Below are 18,077 nucleotides of genomic sequence, written 5' to 3' on the forward strand. Positions count from 1 at the left end.
AAAATAGGATAAACCCATTACAAAGTATCGTTATATATCTAAACATAGCACTACCAATTACAAGAAAACGATCACAGCTATCTCGTCCTTTCTTTGATAATTAACTCTCTATTTCTATCTCTATTATACTAAAATTGCGAACGGTTTCAAAATAGTGGGAGATGGAAGATATTCAGCGATAATATATAATAATTTCATTTCTATGTACTTTCAAGATAATTTGAAACGCTCAATTTAAAGATATTTCACCAATCTTAATTGCTCTTTTTTCTCATCAAAACCATGCGCTTGATAAAATTGATGCGCTTCTTTTCTACTCAAGCCAGAATTTAGTCTCATCGTATAAATATCATTTTCTTTAGCCCATTGTTCCGCAGCTTCCATCAATTTTCTTCCTATCCCTTGTTTTTGATAATTATTTGCAACAGCTAAACCTAAGATATTAACCATACTCTCTAGATACAGTACCTTATATTTTTCGACATGGATAAATCCTACAACTTTAGCACCGACTTCAGCAACAAAAACCATTTCTCTCTCTTTATCTAAATGTTCAAGCCGCCTTTTTACTAAGCTCTTGTCACACTTATAGCCTAATGCTTCATTGCAAATTTTACATATATCAACATAATCACTCACTTGAAATTTTCTAAGCATCTTTCATCCTCTTTTTACTAAATTATCTGTTCACTTTTATCATATAACTGGTTGGCAGAAAATACGGATAGCCTACATATTTTTTGTAATCATATAGTAGCCAAAAGTTAGCTTCAGTTGAATTAATTACAAGCTAGCTTTATAAAAAGCTACTTATTCTTACTTAAAAGTATTCATCAAAATCTTCTTTACTAAAACGAATTGATGGCTAAATTAATTTGTTTGCGAGAGCTAGATGAACTATAAACAAAAACTTAATGACTATATTCTGTCTTTCAGCAATAACAATTTATAATCAATAGACCACACTTTTAGTCTTTATTCTCTATCAATCCTAGTTCATACAAGAAAAAATCATTTAACATTTGCCAATCGACCTTCTGCGTCATATTTTGATTATTTAGATATGCCTCAATTTCTGGAATCGACGCTTCAATAAAGGCATGAATCGCCTCAATTGGTGCTATTTGGGCTAATTCTGAACTGGACATTTTGATGCTTAGCAAATTTGTTACTGTAGTCATGAGTTCACCAGGCAAACAAGCTTTTACCAACTCGTCAAATAAAACGGGTGGTGCGGTATGATACTTTTGTAGCCAGCGACAAGCTAAAATAGGGCGTAATGCATAAAAGTATTTTTTTGGTTGTACAATATTTCCACTTAAATACTTGGCAAGATGCCCCTTAGCAATCGATAAATAGTGATACATCATGCGTTCTTCAGATAAACACATTGACAAAAGTGGTGCTAATCTTGCTACAAAATCCGTCCTTACATACACAATCGGCGCGTTAAACCATTCAAATAAAGTTGGATTGGACTTTGCTAATAATTTCAAAGTCTTATCTAGATCCCAGCCACTCACATCCCACGTCTCATCAATAGGTAACTCAATCACATCTCTATCAGGTAGCAGTTTTAGATAAGCTGGTGCCTTTCGTTTATAAATAAATCGCACATCAAAATCACTATCTGGTGAGGCAAAACCCCACGCCCGACTACCAGATTCCACAGCCCAAAGTATCTCAATATCATACTTTTCTTCAATTTCCTTCAACTTTTGCGGCACTAAAACCATCATTTCTGCTTGTGTTTTCATAGGTGGACCTTTCTAGTATTATTTTAAAGTCTGACGTTTCAAAAATAAAAAGAACTTTTATCAAGTAGTAGTTGTAGCTTTATTATCAATAAATTTTGTATTTATATATACTTGTTAAATGCTAGTTTCATTTTAACCATAACTTCGGTTAACCATTCAAACTGTGATTCCCAAGTAGCTTTATCGGCAAATTGGACAGATTTTTCCAAAACAATCCTACTCGCTTTTCTATCAGGTAACTCACGCCAATCAAACTCCAAACCTGAAGATGATTCAATATCGTCTTTATGTTCAAAAAGGCTATGAAATAAATCAGTGTCCTCACTAATAAATAATTCAACATCCAATTCATCTCTTTTTTGAATTTGTGAAACAGCGATATGACACGCTGAAGAACCGATACTGAAATTCATCCAGTGATTATTAGACGGTTTTCTTCTTCTAAAATGCTTAGAAAATGTTGGATTTTTAAATGCATAATCCTCAAAAGCAACCCAGTATTCATATCGCAACTGTTGCGTTTTGTTAGCAGATTCGCTCATCTTTACTTCTTTAGTCCAATCATTTGGTCGTTCAATGACTTCAAACTTCACAGCAGGTTCCGAATTGCCAATTTGATACAATTTGATTTCACATAAGAAAAATCCGACTTTATCATCTGTATGATTATTCAGCCACTCAATTGCAGCTTTATGTTCTTCACGTGCATGCTTAACAACCCACACAATTACTTCTGCGGATTTACCAGAAGCATATGTAATTAATTTACCCAGATGGTCGTGATTGGTATCTTCTAATTGATTTTCAATGATAATTTTTCTATTCGTACCAATTTCAGAAGCAAAAATATCAACATTAAAATCCCCTACATTGGATTCTGTTTCATCAACTGAAATGTCAATTCCTAATGTATCACCTAATAATGAAATATTGTCATCTTGTGAAAGCCAAGGTGTAAAATCAAGAGCTTCATGTGGCCATACCGTTCGTAAATCTTTTATTTCTTCTAATCTGCTTAATCTGATCATTTTGTATCAAGGCTCCTTTCAACTTTGAAAACCTATTGTCATTTCACTAATAAATTATAACTTTTTATCCATTCCTCTTTGATAACGTCGGTTAATTTTAATAACTATTATTCGATGTTTGATATCATGCTATGTAAATTCCATTGCACCGTTGATTTGCCCAAATTATTCAACAGTTAGCGCATTGAAAGAATAATGTCCAGAAACAATATCGGTTTGTTTCACAGCCCTGATATGTTGAACTATCCGGAATTTCAGGATAGTTGCAGCTACTTCGAGTTATGAGTGAGTATCAATCTTTTTAAATGTTTTTTTCTATCAAGATAACAAAAAAAGACATCTGTTTCCTCTATAATTAAGTCGACCAAAACCATTAAGGAATGAAACAAGATGTCTTTACTAAAGAATATCAAAAAAACTGTCCAGTTACAACTACTTTTATCAAAATATTCTAAAATTATTATTCGAATATAATAGTTCCGAATTTATCACTTTTAAAAAATACCTTTAAAGATCAGGGATTACAGCTACCATTTTCAATTATTATAGTGTTGTACTCGCGATATTTGCTATTATATTTTTTTGCTCTACCTCTAGTTCCTATACCAAGTTTTCATCACTCATACAATGCATATCGGATAAACACTAATTCATCAGCTAAAAGTGATTTTATTCTGATTTGAAAAAGTGCCACTACACGAGCATTTTTTCTATAAAAGTATAGGATTTGCATGCATAGCTTCACGACTTTCGAGAGTGAGACCCCACGCCCGTTTGCTAAGGACAAATATATTTGAGAAATTTTGACATATCCTTAATTTTATAAAATTGACCATCTAAAGAAATAATAGTATAATTTCTTTAGATTAAAGGAGGTGCTATCATGCCTAACATTAAATCCAGTACAGATTTACGTAATAATTACAATGAAATCTCTTCATTTTGTCACGAAACAGGTGAACCTATCTTCATTACAAAAAACGGTCGTGGTGACCTCGCTGTTATGAGCATTGATGTATTCAACAAATTCATGGGTAGATATGAACTGTATCATCTACTAGAACAAAGTGAATCTGATTTCGAAAATAGCCGTACCCTAACTTTTGATGATTCCATGAAAAGTTTAAGGGAGGAGCTAAAAAATGGAACAATATAAGATACTCGTTTCTGAAATCTATCACAGAGACCTAAAAGGTATAATACATTATATTTCTCATAATTTAGATGCGCCGTTTACTGCATCTGACTTACTTGATGAGATAGAATCTACTGTTTCTAGTCTATCTACCATGCCACAGCGCTATGAATTGGTTAATGATAACTATCTTCGCGGTAAGGAGTTTAGAAAATGTCTTGTTAAGAATTACATTATTTTCTATAAAATTCATGAAGAAAGTAAGACTGTAATGGTTCATAGAATTCTTCATACAAGACAAAATTGGATGGATATCCTATAAAATAGCCATTTCACTTGAAGTGCTTATTTTTTATTCTTCTTATCTCTACGTTGAGCATGATTTCTTACGTGACATGATTCATAAAGATATCAAATTTCTTATATCATACGTTCCATCTTCAGCTACTTTATAATCATCCACAATGTACTCTTTACTTTGAGTGTGCAATACCACATATTCTGGAATAATATATTCTTTCAAAATATCTGATTGTTCTGTTAAGGCATCATCAATTGCCGTGAATCAATGTTTAACCGCGCAGCTACATTTTCTAAACAAAAAACAGCAAATTCTAATTCTCTATCACTCTACTTTTCATCTTCTAGTTTCATCTTAATGTAATTATTATGCTCATATTTTAGTAATTTCTCAAGTTGCTAACCACCAATCCATACCGTTCAATATGTTAACTGGCAGTTGCAACTGCCCAAAATCTCTTTTTCATTTCTCATTATTCTTCTTTCTCCTATCTATCGGCTTCTCTGCATTTTTGGTATAAGCCAAACACGATTAACATTCATAATACCTTTAATCCGTTCTTCTTTCCATAGCCATTGTATCCAACTGATGTTTTAAAATAGATGACAACATGTTTCATCGTCTCATTTGTATTAGCCGGAATATGCTAAATATAACATTCTCTTTTTTACACAATAGGCTAATAATCATTTAAAATATTTCAAAATGATTATTAGCCTATTTTTTATTTCGTCTTTCACACATCACAAACAAATATTTCTGTATAATCGACCCAATCTCAATCCTCTTATCTATCCGACTATAAAAACACCAAGGTTTTATCCACTTTTTCAAGCATATTTTGCAGTCTAATTTTTAATTCAAAAAAATCTCGGAAATTCCTTTATTTCAATCCTTTTTCACACTTTTACTTGTGTGCTTTAGTCAACAGAACCACGCACTCACAATGGCTTGAGCGGAAGTTATAGCTGTCAAATACTTGTAACCAAAATATTTTTATCAGAAATTCTCTTTATGAGAACATATCCATTGTGGGCTTTCGTGTGTGGGAAGATATCAACGACATTATAACTTGGTAACTGTGTCCTATACCGTAGATGACATTAACCAGCATCTGATATCATTAAAACCAAACTTATTCCCTCTTATTTTATAAAGCTTTTACTTGAGATTTTATAACTTCATATCCTAATTTATCGATGGCATTTTCAATATCTTTTATAGATACTTTTTCATCATCATATTCCACTCTTACTTTACTTGAATTAAATAGCACCTTTATGCTTTTTTTTGTCTACTCCATCTAATGATTTAACTCCATTTTCTATTTTTTTCATACATGATGGACATGTTAATGTTTCTAATTGAATTGTTGCTTTTTGCATTTTTCATCTCTCCTTTAGTTTATGTTAATTGTATTATGTACTATTATTATCTATAATAAATTGATTTACATTAAGAATTTTATTTATTTTCTTAATTTATAGCGAAGAAGTCTCATACCATTTAAAATCACTACTAATATACTTGCTTCATGTACTAACATACCGATTGACATGTTCATCCATTTACTAAAGAATACGCTGGCAAGAAGGACTAATACAACTCCTACTGCAATAATAATATTTTGAAGCATGTTATTAGCGGTTGCTTTTGTTAAACCTAATGCATGTGGCAAGCGGCTGAAATCTGAATTCATTAAAACAACATCTGAAGTTTCGATTGCTACATCTGTTCCATTTCCCATAGCAATTCCAATTTGTGCTAGAGCTAGTGAAGGACTATCATTTACTCCATCTCCAACAAATGCCACAATCTGACCTTTTTCTTGTAACTCTTTAATATATGTTGCTTTATCTTCTGGCAACATATGTCCATGAGCTTCTGTAAGTCCTAGTTCACGTGCTACTAAATCAACTGTTCCTTGGTTATCACCAGAAAGAACTACTAGATTTTTAACACCTAGTTTTTTCAACTTTTTAAGATCATCTTTTACACCCGGGCGAATTTGATCACGAATACCCATCAATGCTTTTAATTCACCATCAACTGATGTTAAAACAAGTGAATTTCCATTTTTCTCAAATCTGGCAATATCTGCACGAGCTTTTTCACTTAAAAGAATATTTTCTTGCTCCATTAGTGCCACATTACCGACTGCAACTTTATGACCTTCTACATGAGCTACAATTCCTCCGCCTTTTACAACTTCTGTTTTTTCAACTCTAAATGGTTCTCTATCTCCAATATATTCCACAACTGCTTTTGCTAATGGATGATCTGATTCCTTTTCAACACTTGCTAGATACCCTAATACTTCATATACATTATCTGCATAAATTTCTTTATCAGCTACTTTTGGATTTCCTATTGTTAATGTACCTGTTTTGTCAAATACCATGGTATCTAGTCTGCTAAAGTCACTAATAACCTCACTACCTTTTAGAAGAATACCATGACGTGCTCCATTGCCAATCCCCGCGACGTTTGAAACCGGTACACCGATTACCAATGCTCCTGGACATCCTAAAACTAATATTGTAATTGCAAGTTCAATATCCCTTGAAAATATCCATACAATAAAAGAGAGAACTAAAACAGCTGGTGTGTAGTATTTAGAAAATCTATCAATGAAACGTTCTGCTTCTGATTTTGAATCCTGTGCTTCTTCAACCAACTCAATGATTTTACCAAAAGTAGTATCCTCACCTACACGATCAGCAGTGATTTGAATAGTTCCATTTTCTAAAATTGTTCCGGCATATACCCCCGAATCTTTCTTTTTACTTACAGGAACCGCTTCTCCTGTAATACTTGCTTCATTAATATGCCCTTCTCCTGTTAACACTGTACCGTCAACTGGGATTTTTGCACCTGTTTTAACAAGTAAAATATCACCTATATCAACCTCTTCTATTGCGACTTCTTCAAATTCACCATTTTTCAGTTGCTTTAGAGCAACTTCAGGCGCCATTTCAGTTAATTCTTTTATTGCAGAACGTGTTTTATTCAGTGTTCTTTGTTCTAGATAAGCTCCAAATAGAAATAAAAAGGTAACAATTGCTGACTCCTCATAATTTCTAATTAGAAACGCGCCAATGACTGCAATGGTAACTAACACATCAATACTGACTACTTTAACTCTGAGTGCTTGATACGCTTGGATGGCAATCGGTATAACTCCTAAAACAGAGGCAATTATTAGTGACCATATGGCTATAGGTTCGTTTTGAAATCCTAATCTACTAACATATGCAATTATTATTAAAATTGCACTTACTATTGTAATATGATTCTTTCTTCCTAAAATTAATTTTTGCATATTCATACTCCTTCCTATTATGATTTTTATTAATTGTATCACTTGTTTCTTTTATGATTCATATGCTTTATCTAATTCTGCCAACAGGTTATATACTGCTTCATAGCTTTCACAAACATCATCCGGAACTGTGTAATTGTCTGTAATTTTACGTAACTTTGCAAATTCATCTGCTAAATCAGGTTTTCCCTCTCCTGTATCTTTTATTTTTTTTGTAAGTTTATCATATACTTCACGAACTTGGTGAAATTCTGGATGATTGCCTCCATGAACTCTTGCTACAATTGGTACATACTGTGCCAATGTTTTTAAATGTGTTTCCTTGACTTGATTAAAATCTAATTTTTTCGACATGTGTTTTCCTTCTTTCTTTTTCTTGGATTGATTATATTATATAAGGGATTAAAAGATATTAACTTGATCTACATCAAGTTTGTTCTTTTTACGCAAAAAAAATAGAACAGTTAGTATTTAACTTAATGCCAACTGTTCTATTTTTTATTTTAAGATTATCTGCTATATCAGCAACAAACCATCTAAATCTAAAATCTCAATCTTTTTGTTTCTTTTTTGCTTTATATAACCTGCATCTTCAAAATCAGCCAACGTTCTACTGATCGTTTCTGGTGTCGTTCCTAAATAAGAGGCTAAATCCTTTTTACTCATCGGCAATTCAATTTCTATTGGACTAACTCCGCCATCTGTACACTCTCCAAGAAACAACGCTAATCTAGCCTCCACTTTCTCGGTGACAAATCTAGTTGTTTGTTTTTCTGATATTTCCAGTCGGTTAGAAAACTCAGCTAAGATCTTCAAAGATATCGTAGGGTACTTTAATAAAAATTCTTGTAAGTCATTTTTACTAATCATACATACATCGGTATCAATCATTGCTTCTGCATACGCTTCATGGATTGATTCACGAAACAGAGCTAATTCTCCTGTAAAATCTCCTGGATTTAAAATTCTCAATAATTGCTCTTTTCCAGACTCAGATAAACGGTAGATTCTAATTTTACCTTTACTTACAACATATAAGACATTAGATGTATCTCCTTCTCGATAAAGTAATTCACCCTTTTTATATGAAATTGACTTCATGACTTTCATAATTTCTTCCATCTGTTCTTCTTCTAGATGATTAAAGATTGGAACAACACTGATACATGAAACCTGTGAACCTGCCTCATGTTTGTGATGATGAATGTGTGAGGAAGGATTATAGAGTTTTTTTCTTATATCTTGCTTGGAATCCTTTTTCGACATTCAGATACTCCTTTCATAACTTATTTTGGGACTTGTTTATTTATTTCCAAGTATTCATGAGTCTAGTAAATGCAAGTGAATTCATGTGGAATATTTATTAGATTATCACATTAGCCTAGACTTTCCATTGTTTTTTTAGATGGCCTATTTCTTACTTAAGTCCTCGGATAGCAGTTACTATTTCTGCTTTGGGTTTTCCTTTGAAATACTCTTAATAGTAACTTTCCGAACTAATCATCATATTAGTCCGTCTCCTTTATTCGTTAGATATTTTAATCTCATTGCCATCAGGCAATATAAAAGCCTGTTCAAACCTGATGCCCAGCACATCAGCAATCGCTTTCAACTCATCCAAAGTTACCGTTTCTCGCTGTAATTTCTTATTGAAATTCTGTGGAGTCTGGCCAATGCGTCTAGCAAGTTCAGAAACGCTTATATTCATTTGCTCACATAGTTGTTTTATCATATCTGCCGTAGTCATACAGCACCTCCAAGTTTACGCTAATAATATTATAAACCATTTGGTTGATAAACACAATAGTTATTAAAATATTATTATACTCAGCAAGCAAAAGAAAACCCACAACTCTACTTCAGAGTCACGGGCTATTTACTTCTGGTTTTCATATTTCCATTTTGATGCCTTATAAGTGTTTTAGTTCTATCTATCCACTTTTTTATTCGCCGATACAATCAGCATCATGGGACGGCGCATTTCATCCTGCATCGTTGGAATATTCATCATGTTTTCCGGCGGCTGCGGCTCCACAATATGATTTATGATAAAACCATTTGAAAGCAGTGTATTTAGATATGTGGTCAGTGTTCTATGATATTTTGTAACCTTTTCTCCCAAAAACACAGCTGTCCGTTTGCCCTCATAATAATAATTATCCACCGGAAAATGCAGTATTTCTCCTTTTTCGTTATAATACCAGTCTTGTGTTCCATAGGCAGTAAAAACAGGATGTTCAACCGTAAAAACTAGCTTACCACCAGACTTCAGTATTCTATATATCTTTTTTACTAAAATCTCATAATCTGCTACATAGTGAAACGCAAGTGAACTTAATATTACATCAAAACTCTCCTCTGGGAATTCCACATCTTCTATAGCACAGCATTTATATTCAACCTGTGGAAAATGTGTTTTTTCTTTGGCTACCTCGAGCATTTTATGAGAAATATCAACACCTACAACAGAAGACGCTCCGTGTTCCATCGCATAAATACAGTGCCATCCATAGCCGCATCCTAAATCAAGCACACGCTTATCTTTAAAATCCAGCAGCAGCTTTCTCAATGTTTCCCATTCTCCTGCACCGGCTAGTCCCTGCTGTGAGCGACTCATTTGACTGTATTTTTGAAAAAATATATTATCATCATATTTGTTTTCTTTCATCTGAATTTCTCCTTGTTGTTTTATTTTCCATAGCTTCCTCCTTTTCTGTAATTTTGATTTAATATAGCATATTTTAATAAAAAGAATAGCAGAGCATTCGAGTAGCATACGATAACTGGATATATTAGTTCAAGTTCATCTTTTACCTCTTCACTTACTTTGAGAATAGCTTGTTTGATTAAGAGTTACCTACTCTATTTTCCCCCTCTAAATTTAAGAATATTAAACATTTCGTCCTGATGGATGTGCGCCAATTTTTGATCCCACATATTATTATTTTGTCCCATCATTTCAGCCATAATTTTCAACTTCAAACTCTGCGCAATAATCCCTGGGTTTGTACCTGCTTTTCCGACAGGCATTGCATTATTAAAAGTAGAATTGCCAGATACCGTAATCAAGGCTAAATTACCAAAGCAATTCAGATCTGCATCAGCCCAAGGGGCCAATTCAGTTGGATGTTGAGGGTAGAAATGTTCAATTGAACTTCTAAACTGAAATTGCCAGTCATTCGATAGTGGATGTATTATTTCATGACCATTGAATGAGTAGCCATCTCGGTAAAGCAAATAATCTAAATAACTAAATACGATCCGTTCAAATCCAAATCCAGAAGCCGTTTCAAATCTAGTTGCATCAACTTTTGATTGAGCATAATTTTCAAGAATCTCTAATATATCTGCATTTTCATCATTAAAATAACTCGATAAGACTAATGAAATCCAGTGCATTGTTTTTGGAGAAGTGTATGTTATACGTAAGGCAGATTGCAAAGTTCGAATCTGTCTATTTCGATTATCTTCATCTCCACCAAAAGTTCCGATATATTTTGGTTTGTCTCCTTTGGCATCACGATATTTTTCAAGCCTTTGTAACGACCATTTACCTATTTCTTTGTAATCACGCGCATATTCACGTTTTAACACAAATTTGTCGAACAATACGCGTGCTTTTAACATCATGAATAGGAAGTGCTTAGACGAGGATTCATCTGCCCAATTGTTCTGAAGATTAATTAAAAAATTCTTGTCATCCAAACTTGCATCATCATCCGCACTTGATCTCGTAATTGCTTCATTGACTTGCAACAAGAAGTTTGGGAAAGAAATAATCGACTCAAAACGTTCATTCTCTAGCTCATCACTTGATGTTGATTCACTACTCATCACTCTCTTACCTTGAAGTATTTCTTCAAGAGTGAAGCTTTCTTCTATCATCACTTCATTTTTATAGCAACCGATTAATGAATCAAAGTCAATTATCTTATCAGACAAGCTACTCCAATCATCACTGAATATCTTATCTCGTTGCTTTTTAGGATAATTCATTTGAATATAAGAGTCCATATTGGAACAATATTCCCAAATATCACTAGCTATTTTCTTAGCTTCTGGTGATGAAATTTTTGCTAAAATATTTGACTTGGCAATTTCATGTAATTCGAGCTGCTCACCACGAGTATTCATAATTTCAAAATAATGGTTCAAGTCAATTTTAGCAGGTACTTGAACACGGATAAGATTCACCTTATCCAAACGTTTGATGAACTTTTCTTTTTCTGAGCTCAAACCTATCTTCTCAAAATAATCATCAATAATTTTATATCCCTCTTTAATTTCTGATGACTGCAACTCATCAGTTAATTGGTTTGTATTGGGTAATATTACAAGTGTTCTATTCGCCTTATCTCTAGCTTCAAAACGTAATGCATCATTAGCAAACGCAATACCCAAATATCTTTCAAGTAAAAATAATGTTGTCAAGCGCTGTTGTCCATCAATAACTTCATAAACATTATTATCCTTTTGATTAACGATTAGATTGCCCAAAAAATAATCATCTTTGGTACTCATAATATCTTCGATTAACTGTTCAATTTGGTCAGAACCCCATGCGTAATTTCGTTGATAAATCGGAACCTCATAATGAACATCAGAAAATATTTTTGAAACTGGTATCATTTTTAAATGATTGTCCATGATTACCACCCATTCCATTGTTTAATTAATTCGTAAATTGCTTTATAGCTGCTGCTTTGAAGGTCGCTCTCTTCTACACTTTCTAAGAATATGGATTTCAATTCTTGCGGGTCATTCATTTCACTCATTATTGAAAACAAATCTTTACCCAGATTGATCCGATCATGTTGACCAATTGCATACTTATTTACCGTTTGTGGATAAATAGCCTTCATTCGTAATCTTAATGAATAACACCAAGTGTATAGCTGATGCATGACCGATTCATCGATTGTTTCAAAACCAAACCTATCAGCATAAAATAGCAACGATGCTTCATAAAGTTGTTTTATGTAAATGTCACCAGTTCGCCTTCCTGGGACTTCTTCTTTTTTATGGTAATTATCAATTTTATTTTTAATTTGTTCCAATAAAGCTGAATAATGCAAAGTCCACTCAAAGAAGCGTTTTCCGGCAATAATTGGTTGGGTTAATTGAAATTGGTTTAATTCCCCAGAACTGAGCAATTCACTTGAACCACTCGAATTAACTTGTTCAATGAAAATATTACTGGCTTTATGATAAATCGCATAGTTATAAGTATTCGATTGCTTGATTCCTTTGAAATACTGAATTTTATCAGATGAATAATGTAACCCATCCCTGTTATTAAACCATCGAATGACTGGATACAAATAATTTCTAAACAAATCCTCAAGAGCATTTTGATCCATATCTTCCCAATCAGAAATCAATCTGATTTTTAACTGCTCAGGATCTCGAACCATTTCTCTCAAGTGGTACGATTTCAATAAATCATGAGGCTTGAGTGCTTTTCCACGTGAATTTTGTGAATCAAAGAATTGAAAGGCCTCCTGCTCACTGTCTGTCACAATCTTTACAACAGTACAATTTTTTTCAAGAAACTCTTTATACTTTCTTTTTTCTTCCTTGGTAAGTTCATTCACTCTCTTTTGGAGCAATTTATAATTATTGTAAATTGCATCACGAGATGACGGTTTATAATTTTCACTCAGAAGTTTTTGGCTTTTTTCACCAAGCACATAGAGTAAAATGGATAAGGTTGTAGTCCGTTGCTGTCCATCAACTAGATTATAATCGTAATGTTGGCTATTATGATTCAATGCCCTATGCAAAATGACCGAACCTAATCTATACTCATCAATTCCTAACTTATAAGCTTCATAGGTATCTGCAAAAAGGGTATTGGTTGAACTAGATGACCAACGATATGGACGTTGATAATCAGGAATCTTTAAATTGATATTCATTAACTCTTTTACGCTGATGATTTTTAATTCGTCTTGAATTAACGTCAAAATACATCCCTCCTTATTGAAATCTAACTCCTTCATTATAGCACATACAAACCTTCAAAAGTCCTCAATTAATAATCAGAGAACACAAGAAATAATATGAACATGATATCCGAAAACGAACTCTAAGTAAGGTGTATCAATTGTATAGTTGTAATCTTATTAGCTTTTCTTTTCTACACTAGCGTTTGGAATATTTTTTGCATAAAATTCTGCTGATTGTTTATCATAAAAACCTTGTGCAATCACATTCCCGAACTAATCGACAACAATCCATTCTTGCATGTTAGATTTCTCCTCGTATAATATATTTAAGGTTTTTATCCTCGAAATTGAAATAGGAACCTTATGAACCTTTGTTACTTTTTTATGGTATTTCCTCATATTTTTTGAGAAAATATAATTAACGGATTGAGAGGAGAATCGTTCTATCCTTGGGTCATCAACTCGTTATCGAAAGACTGATTCCTCTCTCTGTTAGGCTGATTGCGAATGAGTTAGATGTTGAAAGGATTTATCCTTTACTCCGTATCTAGCACGAGGTAGTGACGCTTTTCAGTTGAGTGGTTCTCAATCCTAAATATTACAAGAAGGTGAGTTTATGCTTTATTTAGGTTTAGATATTGGTAAACGTACACATGTAGCCTCATTGATGGATAGCGAAGGAAAAATTCTTTTTAAAGGTTTTTCTTTTCAAAATTCAACAGAAGGCGCTGAAAGTCTTCTTCAACGTTTAGCTTCTTTTTGTCCCTCTACTGACGAATGCCTGATTGCTATGGAAGCAACTGGGCACTATTGGTTAGCGCTCTATGCTTTTTTGGACCAAAAAGATTACATTGTCCATGTAATCAACCCTATCCAGACAGATGGTTGGCGCAAAGGAACAGAAATTCGCAAACGTAAAAATGACACCATTGACTCTGTTTTGATTGCTGATCTCATTCGCTATGGCTCTTTTCATAGCCATCCGAAAATCGATGAAAACTATTTTGCGCTTCGACAACTTTGTCGCTATCGAACTTATCTAGTTGGAACCGCCAGTGATTTTAAAAGAAAAATCATTGCTTTACTTGATCAAGTGTTTCCTGAATACGAAGCCTTATTTTCTTCTACTGGCATTTTTGGAAAAGCTTCTCAAACCATTCTTTCAACCTTTACAGTTCCTGAAGAATTAAACAAGATTTCTGCCGAAACACTCACACAGGTCATCCAAGAAGCAAGTCGAAAACGCTTAGGAAAACATAAAGTAGAAGCGCTAAAGCAAGCTGCTGCACAATCATTTGGTATTCGTTTCGCACAAGATGCATTCATTTTTCAACTTCGTTCAATGTTGGATCAATTAGCTTATATTGAATTCCAAATCAAACAGACAGAAGAAGAAATCAATCATCATATGCAACTGATCGATTCAATGATTACCACTATCCCTGGAATTGGCATCGTAATTGGTGCAACTATACTCGGTGAAATTGGTGATATTCAGCGTTTTTCTAATCCCAAAAAATTGGTTGCCTACGCAGGAATCGATGCTTCGGTCACACAATCAGGAGAATACGAAGCCACACACAATGTCATGAGCAAGCGTGGTTCCCCTTATTTGCGAAAAGCTTTATTTCAAGCTGCCCTTGTCGCATCAAGATGTGATCCTACTTTTAGAGCCTTTTATGATAAAAAACGTGCAGAAGGGAAACATCATTTCACAGCGATTGGTGCCGTTGCTAGAAAACTTTGCTATGTTATTCATGCCATTTTAACAAAGAATGAACCATGCATAATACAACAATCCTAAAAAATTTTTAGCTTATTTAGGCTTATTTGTTGCGCACTTTTTTGTTATATCTTTTTTTTAATCTTTTTTAGTTTTTTCTGTTGACTTAATATAGTTAGTCTTTCTAAAGGGAGGTGCGGCGAAAGGATAGGAAACTCCGCACTTCCCCGCACCAAAGAAAGCAAAGAAAAAAGCCCGCTGGATTTGTTCCAGTAGGCTTCCTACAATTCTTCGCAGTTTAATAATATCACACCTATTTTTGAAAAACATTACCGCTTTTTTGAAAAGTGCCAGATAAAAGTTAGCTTCGGCAATAACAATAAAGCAATACTATGATTTCGGTATTAATTGCTTTAACGTTTCCATTCCTACACCAGATCTATAGGCATTCCAATATATTGACTGTGTATCAAATGCAAACTTGGTTTCTGCATAATAGGCTTTTGACAAATTAAAAATATCTCTTAAATGCTGATTATCTATCTGGGTATCATCAACATTAAGATATTTATTGATATCAATTTTACAAAAAATCAATGTTTTATAATCTTTTCTGATTTTTCGGTACTGATACTTCGATTTATCTACTCCATCTTCATCTGGCACAAAATAAACATTAGTGTAAAACTGAGTATTGACTTTTCTTCCTGAATCCAGAACTGGACAGTTCGAATCATTCATTTTACAAATATCCTTTTCAATTTCATCTCTTCCGTCAATACTTGCTCCTACTTGTACACATTCATATTCAACTTCTGAATCATATTTACCAAATAAAGCCCATAAATATATAACAGAATCATTATCCATCCACTCTATATCATCTTCTACAATTTTTACAATCGGAACCAAATAATCCTCTTTCTCTAAATCAGAGAATTTTCTTTTTTTTACTGCGTCTTTATATAATTCTTTCTGTTCCACTTTCATCATCCTTTCAAACACGAATCAATTTATTATAACATTTTCAACTTTTCAAATCGAGCTCAAAATGATATACTAGTCATGGTAGCATTGGTAGCCGGAAAGGAAGGCACCAATGAAAGAAAGACATTTAAAGATATACGAAGCACCAGGCCAAAAGAGAAACATTCCACGAATAAATCTCCAAGGCGATTGGTTATCCAATCTCGGTTTCCAAGTCGGAGACCACATAGTCGTATCTTACAATCAAGGTATGGAATATGAGATGTAGAATAACAGAAACAAGGCTAATGAATTCCTTATAGGTTTTCGCTAGCTATTATTATCTACGAGGAGGTTTTATTTATGAGCTATGAAAGAATGCGCGAAGAACTCCAGAAAACCACCTGTGCCTGCGGTAAAGGCATTGTGGTTCGTACATATTATTATGATATGAATGACTGGAACCAGACTCGTGAAGGCTACACTGATGAAGAAATCCAGTGCCCAGCCTGCAAAGAAAAATATCATATTGAATCGACAACTAAACACTACCCTTGTCCTCGCTGGAAGGGTGATGGTATTGTAACCAATTATTTCTTGGTACCAAATGGAAAGACTCTCCACCTTCAGAGCAAGGTAAGCAGATCCTTCAGCTATCGCTTTAATGACTGCTGCGTTTCAGATTATCCACTTGATACCTTAAAAGCGGTTATCACCGATATGAAGGAAAACAAATACAGCACACGCTTAAGACTTGATTCCAGCAAAGAAATCGTCGGAAGATATTATCGTTCTTACAAGAAAAAGAGCCTTCCTGCTATTATCACCATTCTTCAGGAATGCATAGACAACTACTCTTCTTACGAATGGACTTACGAGAAAATGCAGGAATACAAAAAAGCGCTTCAAAAGGAAACAGATGAGCACAATAGAATTATTAAGGAAGTCCTCTCAGAATCATATCCATTGGACTTCAAGTAAACAAAAATAGCCTGGCCGGTAAATCAATACCTGTCAGGCTATCGTTTTCTAATGCATGTAATCATATGGTGATCTATACCCAGCCGGCTTAGCTGCTGCCTTCTTAATAGTTGGTACGCTATTCTCGGCTTCTTCTTGTGTTGCAAATAATCTATGTGCCTTCACCTGAATCCCACCACCATTTTCAAAACGAATCAGATGCATGCCAGCGCTTACTCTTACAACAGTGCACTGGCGTACTATTCTGTTATTTTCTACAATATAGGCTTTATCGCCCGGTTTGAATCCTGCCATAACGCCTCCAAATCTGTAAAGAAAAACCAGCTCAAAAGGGAATCAAAGCCGGCCTCTTTACTACCTATTCTGATACTACTTTTTTTCTTAGGGCTATACCTTCCACAACTCCATGCAAATATGTTTCTGACAAAAGCATACTATTACAGTTTGTTGTTGCATCCAGGAATGAATGAAATGCCTACTGCTGGTCCTTGGTAAGTAAACTTTCTAAATATGCCAGCGCTCTTCTCTCTTGCTGCTTTGCAGAGACATATTCTTCCGACTGAATATAATCTCTTAACGAATCATCAAAGCCATCCTTAATATATTCTTCAAGTTCCAATAGTTAATTCCACCTCCAATATCGGGATACATATTGACTGGCTCTGTTTAACAAAAAAAAAAATAACTCCAGGTAGCGAACCTAGAGTTATGGGTCTATGATATTTAGTGTTGTTACTCAAATGGAGGATAACACTAAATATCTTTTTTTATCATCAAAATAATAGAAAAAGACATCTGTTTCCTCTATAATTAAGTCGACCAAAACCATTAAGGAGTGAAACAAGATGTCTTTACTAAATAATATCAAAAAAAACTGTCCAAGTACAACTACTTTTATCAAAAAACTTCTTTCTAT

Annotated in this window: 20 protein-coding genes and 1 pseudogene; 5 read left to right on the forward strand and 16 right to left on the reverse strand. The window is 33.9% G+C overall.

All coding sequences use genetic code 11. The features are described from left to right. Positions 1-234: 234 nt before the first annotated feature. From RK02_RS03695 to RK02_RS03705, 3 genes are all read right to left on the reverse strand, one after another. Complete coding sequence (locus RK02_RS03695) at positions 235-657, reverse strand: GNAT family N-acetyltransferase (RefSeq protein WP_016182908.1); 423 nt, start codon at positions 655-657, stop codon at positions 235-237. 311 nt (positions 658-968) lie between these two features. Beyond that, positions 969-1,757 carry a nucleotidyltransferase domain-containing protein gene (locus RK02_RS03700; RefSeq protein ID WP_016182909.1) on the reverse strand — a complete coding sequence of 263 codons (789 nt, stop codon included), beginning with the start codon at positions 1,755-1,757 and terminating at the stop codon, positions 969-971. Between the two features lie 101 nt (positions 1,758-1,858). Next, positions 1,859-2,785, reverse strand: coding sequence for a DUF4268 domain-containing protein (locus RK02_RS03705; protein ID WP_016182910.1), 927 nt, complete (start codon positions 2,783-2,785; stop codon positions 1,859-1,861). Positions 2,786-3,668: 883 nt separating this feature from the next. On the opposite strand from RK02_RS03705, the gene RK02_RS03710 reads away from it, so the two are divergent. Both RK02_RS03710 and RK02_RS03715 read left to right on the forward strand, forming a co-directional pair. After that, entirely contained in the window at positions 3,669-3,941 is a 273-nt protein-coding gene (locus RK02_RS03710) for a type II toxin-antitoxin system Phd/YefM family antitoxin (RefSeq protein ID WP_016182911.1), read from the forward strand. After that, the gene (locus RK02_RS03715) at positions 3,928-4,242 is read left to right on the forward strand and encodes a type II toxin-antitoxin system RelE/ParE family toxin (RefSeq protein ID WP_016182912.1); all 315 of its coding nucleotides are present in this window, start codon (positions 3,928-3,930) and stop codon (positions 4,240-4,242) included. Before RK02_RS03710 ends, RK02_RS03715 begins: the two co-directional genes overlap by 14 nt. A 78-nt stretch (positions 4,243-4,320) precedes the next feature. On the opposite strand, the gene RK02_RS12570 is transcribed toward RK02_RS03715, so the two are convergent. The 9 genes and pseudogenes from RK02_RS12570 to RK02_RS03750 all read right to left on the reverse strand — a co-directional run bounded on the left by RK02_RS12570 (position 4,321) and on the right by RK02_RS03750 (position 13,509). Beyond that, positions 4,321-4,476 (reverse strand): DUF3791 domain-containing protein, encoded by a 156-nt coding sequence (locus RK02_RS12570; RefSeq protein WP_487042730.1) that lies wholly within the window; start codon positions 4,474-4,476, stop codon positions 4,321-4,323. An 895-nt stretch (positions 4,477-5,371) separates the two neighbouring features. Further along, a pseudogene (locus tag RK02_RS12085) lies at positions 5,372-5,606 on the reverse strand (heavy-metal-associated domain-containing protein). Positions 5,607-5,689: 83 nt separating this feature from the next. Further along, positions 5,690-7,543, reverse strand: a complete 1,854-nt coding sequence (locus tag RK02_RS03720) for a heavy metal translocating P-type ATPase (protein WP_016182914.1) — start codon at positions 7,541-7,543, stop codon at positions 5,690-5,692. A gap of 51 nt (positions 7,544-7,594) precedes the next feature. Next, a complete protein-coding gene (locus RK02_RS03725) occupies positions 7,595-7,897 on the reverse strand; it encodes a hypothetical protein (protein WP_016182915.1) in 303 nt (100 codons plus the stop codon). Between the two features lie 162 nt (positions 7,898-8,059). Beyond that, the gene (locus RK02_RS03730; RefSeq protein WP_016182916.1) at positions 8,060-8,809 is read right to left on the reverse strand and encodes a Crp/Fnr family transcriptional regulator; all 750 of its coding nucleotides are present in this window, start codon (positions 8,807-8,809) and stop codon (positions 8,060-8,062) included. A gap of 256 nt (positions 8,810-9,065) precedes the next feature. Further along, positions 9,066-9,290 (reverse strand): helix-turn-helix domain-containing protein, encoded by a 225-nt coding sequence (locus RK02_RS03735; RefSeq protein WP_016182917.1) that lies wholly within the window; start codon positions 9,288-9,290, stop codon positions 9,066-9,068. A 180-nt stretch (positions 9,291-9,470) separates the two neighbouring features. Continuing rightward, positions 9,471-10,211 carry a class I SAM-dependent methyltransferase gene (locus RK02_RS03740; RefSeq protein ID WP_016182918.1) on the reverse strand — a complete coding sequence of 247 codons (741 nt, stop codon included), beginning with the start codon at positions 10,209-10,211 and terminating at the stop codon, positions 9,471-9,473. A gap of 194 nt (positions 10,212-10,405) precedes the next feature. Continuing rightward, positions 10,406-12,190, reverse strand: a complete 1,785-nt coding sequence (locus tag RK02_RS03745; protein WP_016182919.1) for a DUF262 domain-containing protein — start codon at positions 12,188-12,190, stop codon at positions 10,406-10,408. Positions 12,191-12,192: 2 nt separating this feature from the next. Next, positions 12,193-13,509, reverse strand: coding sequence for a DUF262 domain-containing protein (locus tag RK02_RS03750; RefSeq protein ID WP_016182920.1), 1,317 nt, complete (start codon positions 13,507-13,509; stop codon positions 12,193-12,195). Positions 13,510-14,107: 598 nt separating this feature from the next. Between RK02_RS03750 and RK02_RS03755 the strand changes: the two genes are divergently transcribed. After that, positions 14,108-15,295, forward strand: coding sequence for an IS110 family RNA-guided transposase (locus RK02_RS03755; RefSeq protein WP_016182921.1), 1,188 nt, complete (start codon positions 14,108-14,110; stop codon positions 15,293-15,295). A 309-nt stretch (positions 15,296-15,604) separates the two neighbouring features. On the opposite strand, the gene RK02_RS03760 is transcribed toward RK02_RS03755, so the two are convergent. Beyond that, positions 15,605-16,198: a hypothetical protein gene (locus tag RK02_RS03760; protein WP_016182922.1), complete on the reverse strand. Its 594-nt coding sequence runs from the start codon at positions 16,196-16,198 to the stop codon at positions 15,605-15,607. Positions 16,199-16,313: 115 nt separating this feature from the next. Between RK02_RS03760 and RK02_RS12575 the strand changes: the two genes are divergently transcribed. After that, positions 16,314-16,469, forward strand: coding sequence for a SymE family type I addiction module toxin (locus tag RK02_RS12575; RefSeq protein WP_018451731.1), 156 nt, complete (start codon positions 16,314-16,316; stop codon positions 16,467-16,469). Between the two features lie 74 nt (positions 16,470-16,543). Beyond that, positions 16,544-17,161 (forward strand): hypothetical protein, encoded by a 618-nt coding sequence (locus tag RK02_RS03765; RefSeq protein ID WP_016182923.1) that lies wholly within the window; start codon positions 16,544-16,546, stop codon positions 17,159-17,161. Positions 17,162-17,209: 48 nt separating this feature from the next. On the opposite strand, the gene RK02_RS03770 is transcribed toward RK02_RS03765, so the two are convergent. The 3 genes from RK02_RS03770 to RK02_RS12430 all read right to left on the reverse strand — a co-directional run. Then, positions 17,210-17,455 (reverse strand): hypothetical protein, encoded by a 246-nt coding sequence (locus RK02_RS03770; RefSeq protein ID WP_016182924.1) that lies wholly within the window; start codon positions 17,453-17,455, stop codon positions 17,210-17,212. Between the two features lie 181 nt (positions 17,456-17,636). Further along, complete coding sequence (locus RK02_RS12230) at positions 17,637-17,780, reverse strand: hypothetical protein (protein ID WP_018451730.1); 144 nt, start codon at positions 17,778-17,780, stop codon at positions 17,637-17,639. A 117-nt stretch (positions 17,781-17,897) separates the two neighbouring features. Further along, positions 17,898-18,077, reverse strand: a 180-nt coding sequence (locus RK02_RS12430) for a hypothetical protein (RefSeq protein ID WP_211211261.1), incomplete at its 5' end; no start/stop codon positions are given.

Origin of the sequence: Enterococcus columbae DSM 7374 = ATCC 51263 (genome assembly GCF_000406925.1) — a bacterium.
In the GTDB taxonomy this organism is placed as follows: domain Bacteria; phylum Bacillota; class Bacilli; order Lactobacillales; family Enterococcaceae; genus Enterococcus_E; species Enterococcus_E columbae.

Excerpts from the sequence above, each read along its gene's own strand:
- RK02_RS03730 (WP_016182916.1), bottom strand. The coding sequence starts at position 8,809 with ATGTCGAAAAAGGATTCCAAGCAAGATATAAGAAAAAAACTCTATAAT.
- RK02_RS03735 (WP_016182917.1), bottom strand. The coding sequence starts at position 9,290 with ATGACTACGGCAGATATGATAAAACAACTATGTGAGCAAATGAATATA.
- RK02_RS03765 (WP_016182923.1), top strand. The coding sequence starts at position 16,544 with ATGAGCTATGAAAGAATGCGCGAAGAACTCCAGAAAACCACCTGTGCC.
- RK02_RS03695 (WP_016182908.1), bottom strand. The coding sequence starts at position 657 with ATGCTTAGAAAATTTCAAGTGAGTGATTATGTTGATATATGTAAAATT.
- RK02_RS03755 (WP_016182921.1), top strand. The coding sequence starts at position 14,108 with ATGCTTTATTTAGGTTTAGATATTGGTAAACGTACACATGTAGCCTCA.
- RK02_RS03770 (WP_016182924.1), bottom strand. The coding sequence starts at position 17,455 with ATGGCAGGATTCAAACCGGGCGATAAAGCCTATATTGTAGAAAATAAC.
- RK02_RS03705 (WP_016182910.1), bottom strand. The coding sequence starts at position 2,785 with ATGATCAGATTAAGCAGATTAGAAGAAATAAAAGATTTACGAACGGTA.
- RK02_RS03715 (WP_016182912.1), top strand. The coding sequence starts at position 3,928 with ATGGAACAATATAAGATACTCGTTTCTGAAATCTATCACAGAGACCTA.
- RK02_RS03720 (WP_016182914.1), bottom strand. The coding sequence starts at position 7,543 with ATGCAAAAATTAATTTTAGGAAGAAAGAATCATATTACAATAGTAAGT.
- RK02_RS03700 (WP_016182909.1), bottom strand. The coding sequence starts at position 1,757 with ATGAAAACACAAGCAGAAATGATGGTTTTAGTGCCGCAAAAGTTGAAG.
- RK02_RS12575 (WP_018451731.1), top strand. The coding sequence starts at position 16,314 with ATGAAAGAAAGACATTTAAAGATATACGAAGCACCAGGCCAAAAGAGA.
- RK02_RS03745 (WP_016182919.1), bottom strand. The coding sequence starts at position 12,190 with ATGGACAATCATTTAAAAATGATACCAGTTTCAAAAATATTTTCTGAT.
- RK02_RS03725 (WP_016182915.1), bottom strand. The coding sequence starts at position 7,897 with ATGTCGAAAAAATTAGATTTTAATCAAGTCAAGGAAACACATTTAAAA.
- RK02_RS03740 (WP_016182918.1), bottom strand. The coding sequence starts at position 10,211 with ATGAAAGAAAACAAATATGATGATAATATATTTTTTCAAAAATACAGT.
- RK02_RS03710 (WP_016182911.1), top strand. The coding sequence starts at position 3,669 with ATGCCTAACATTAAATCCAGTACAGATTTACGTAATAATTACAATGAA.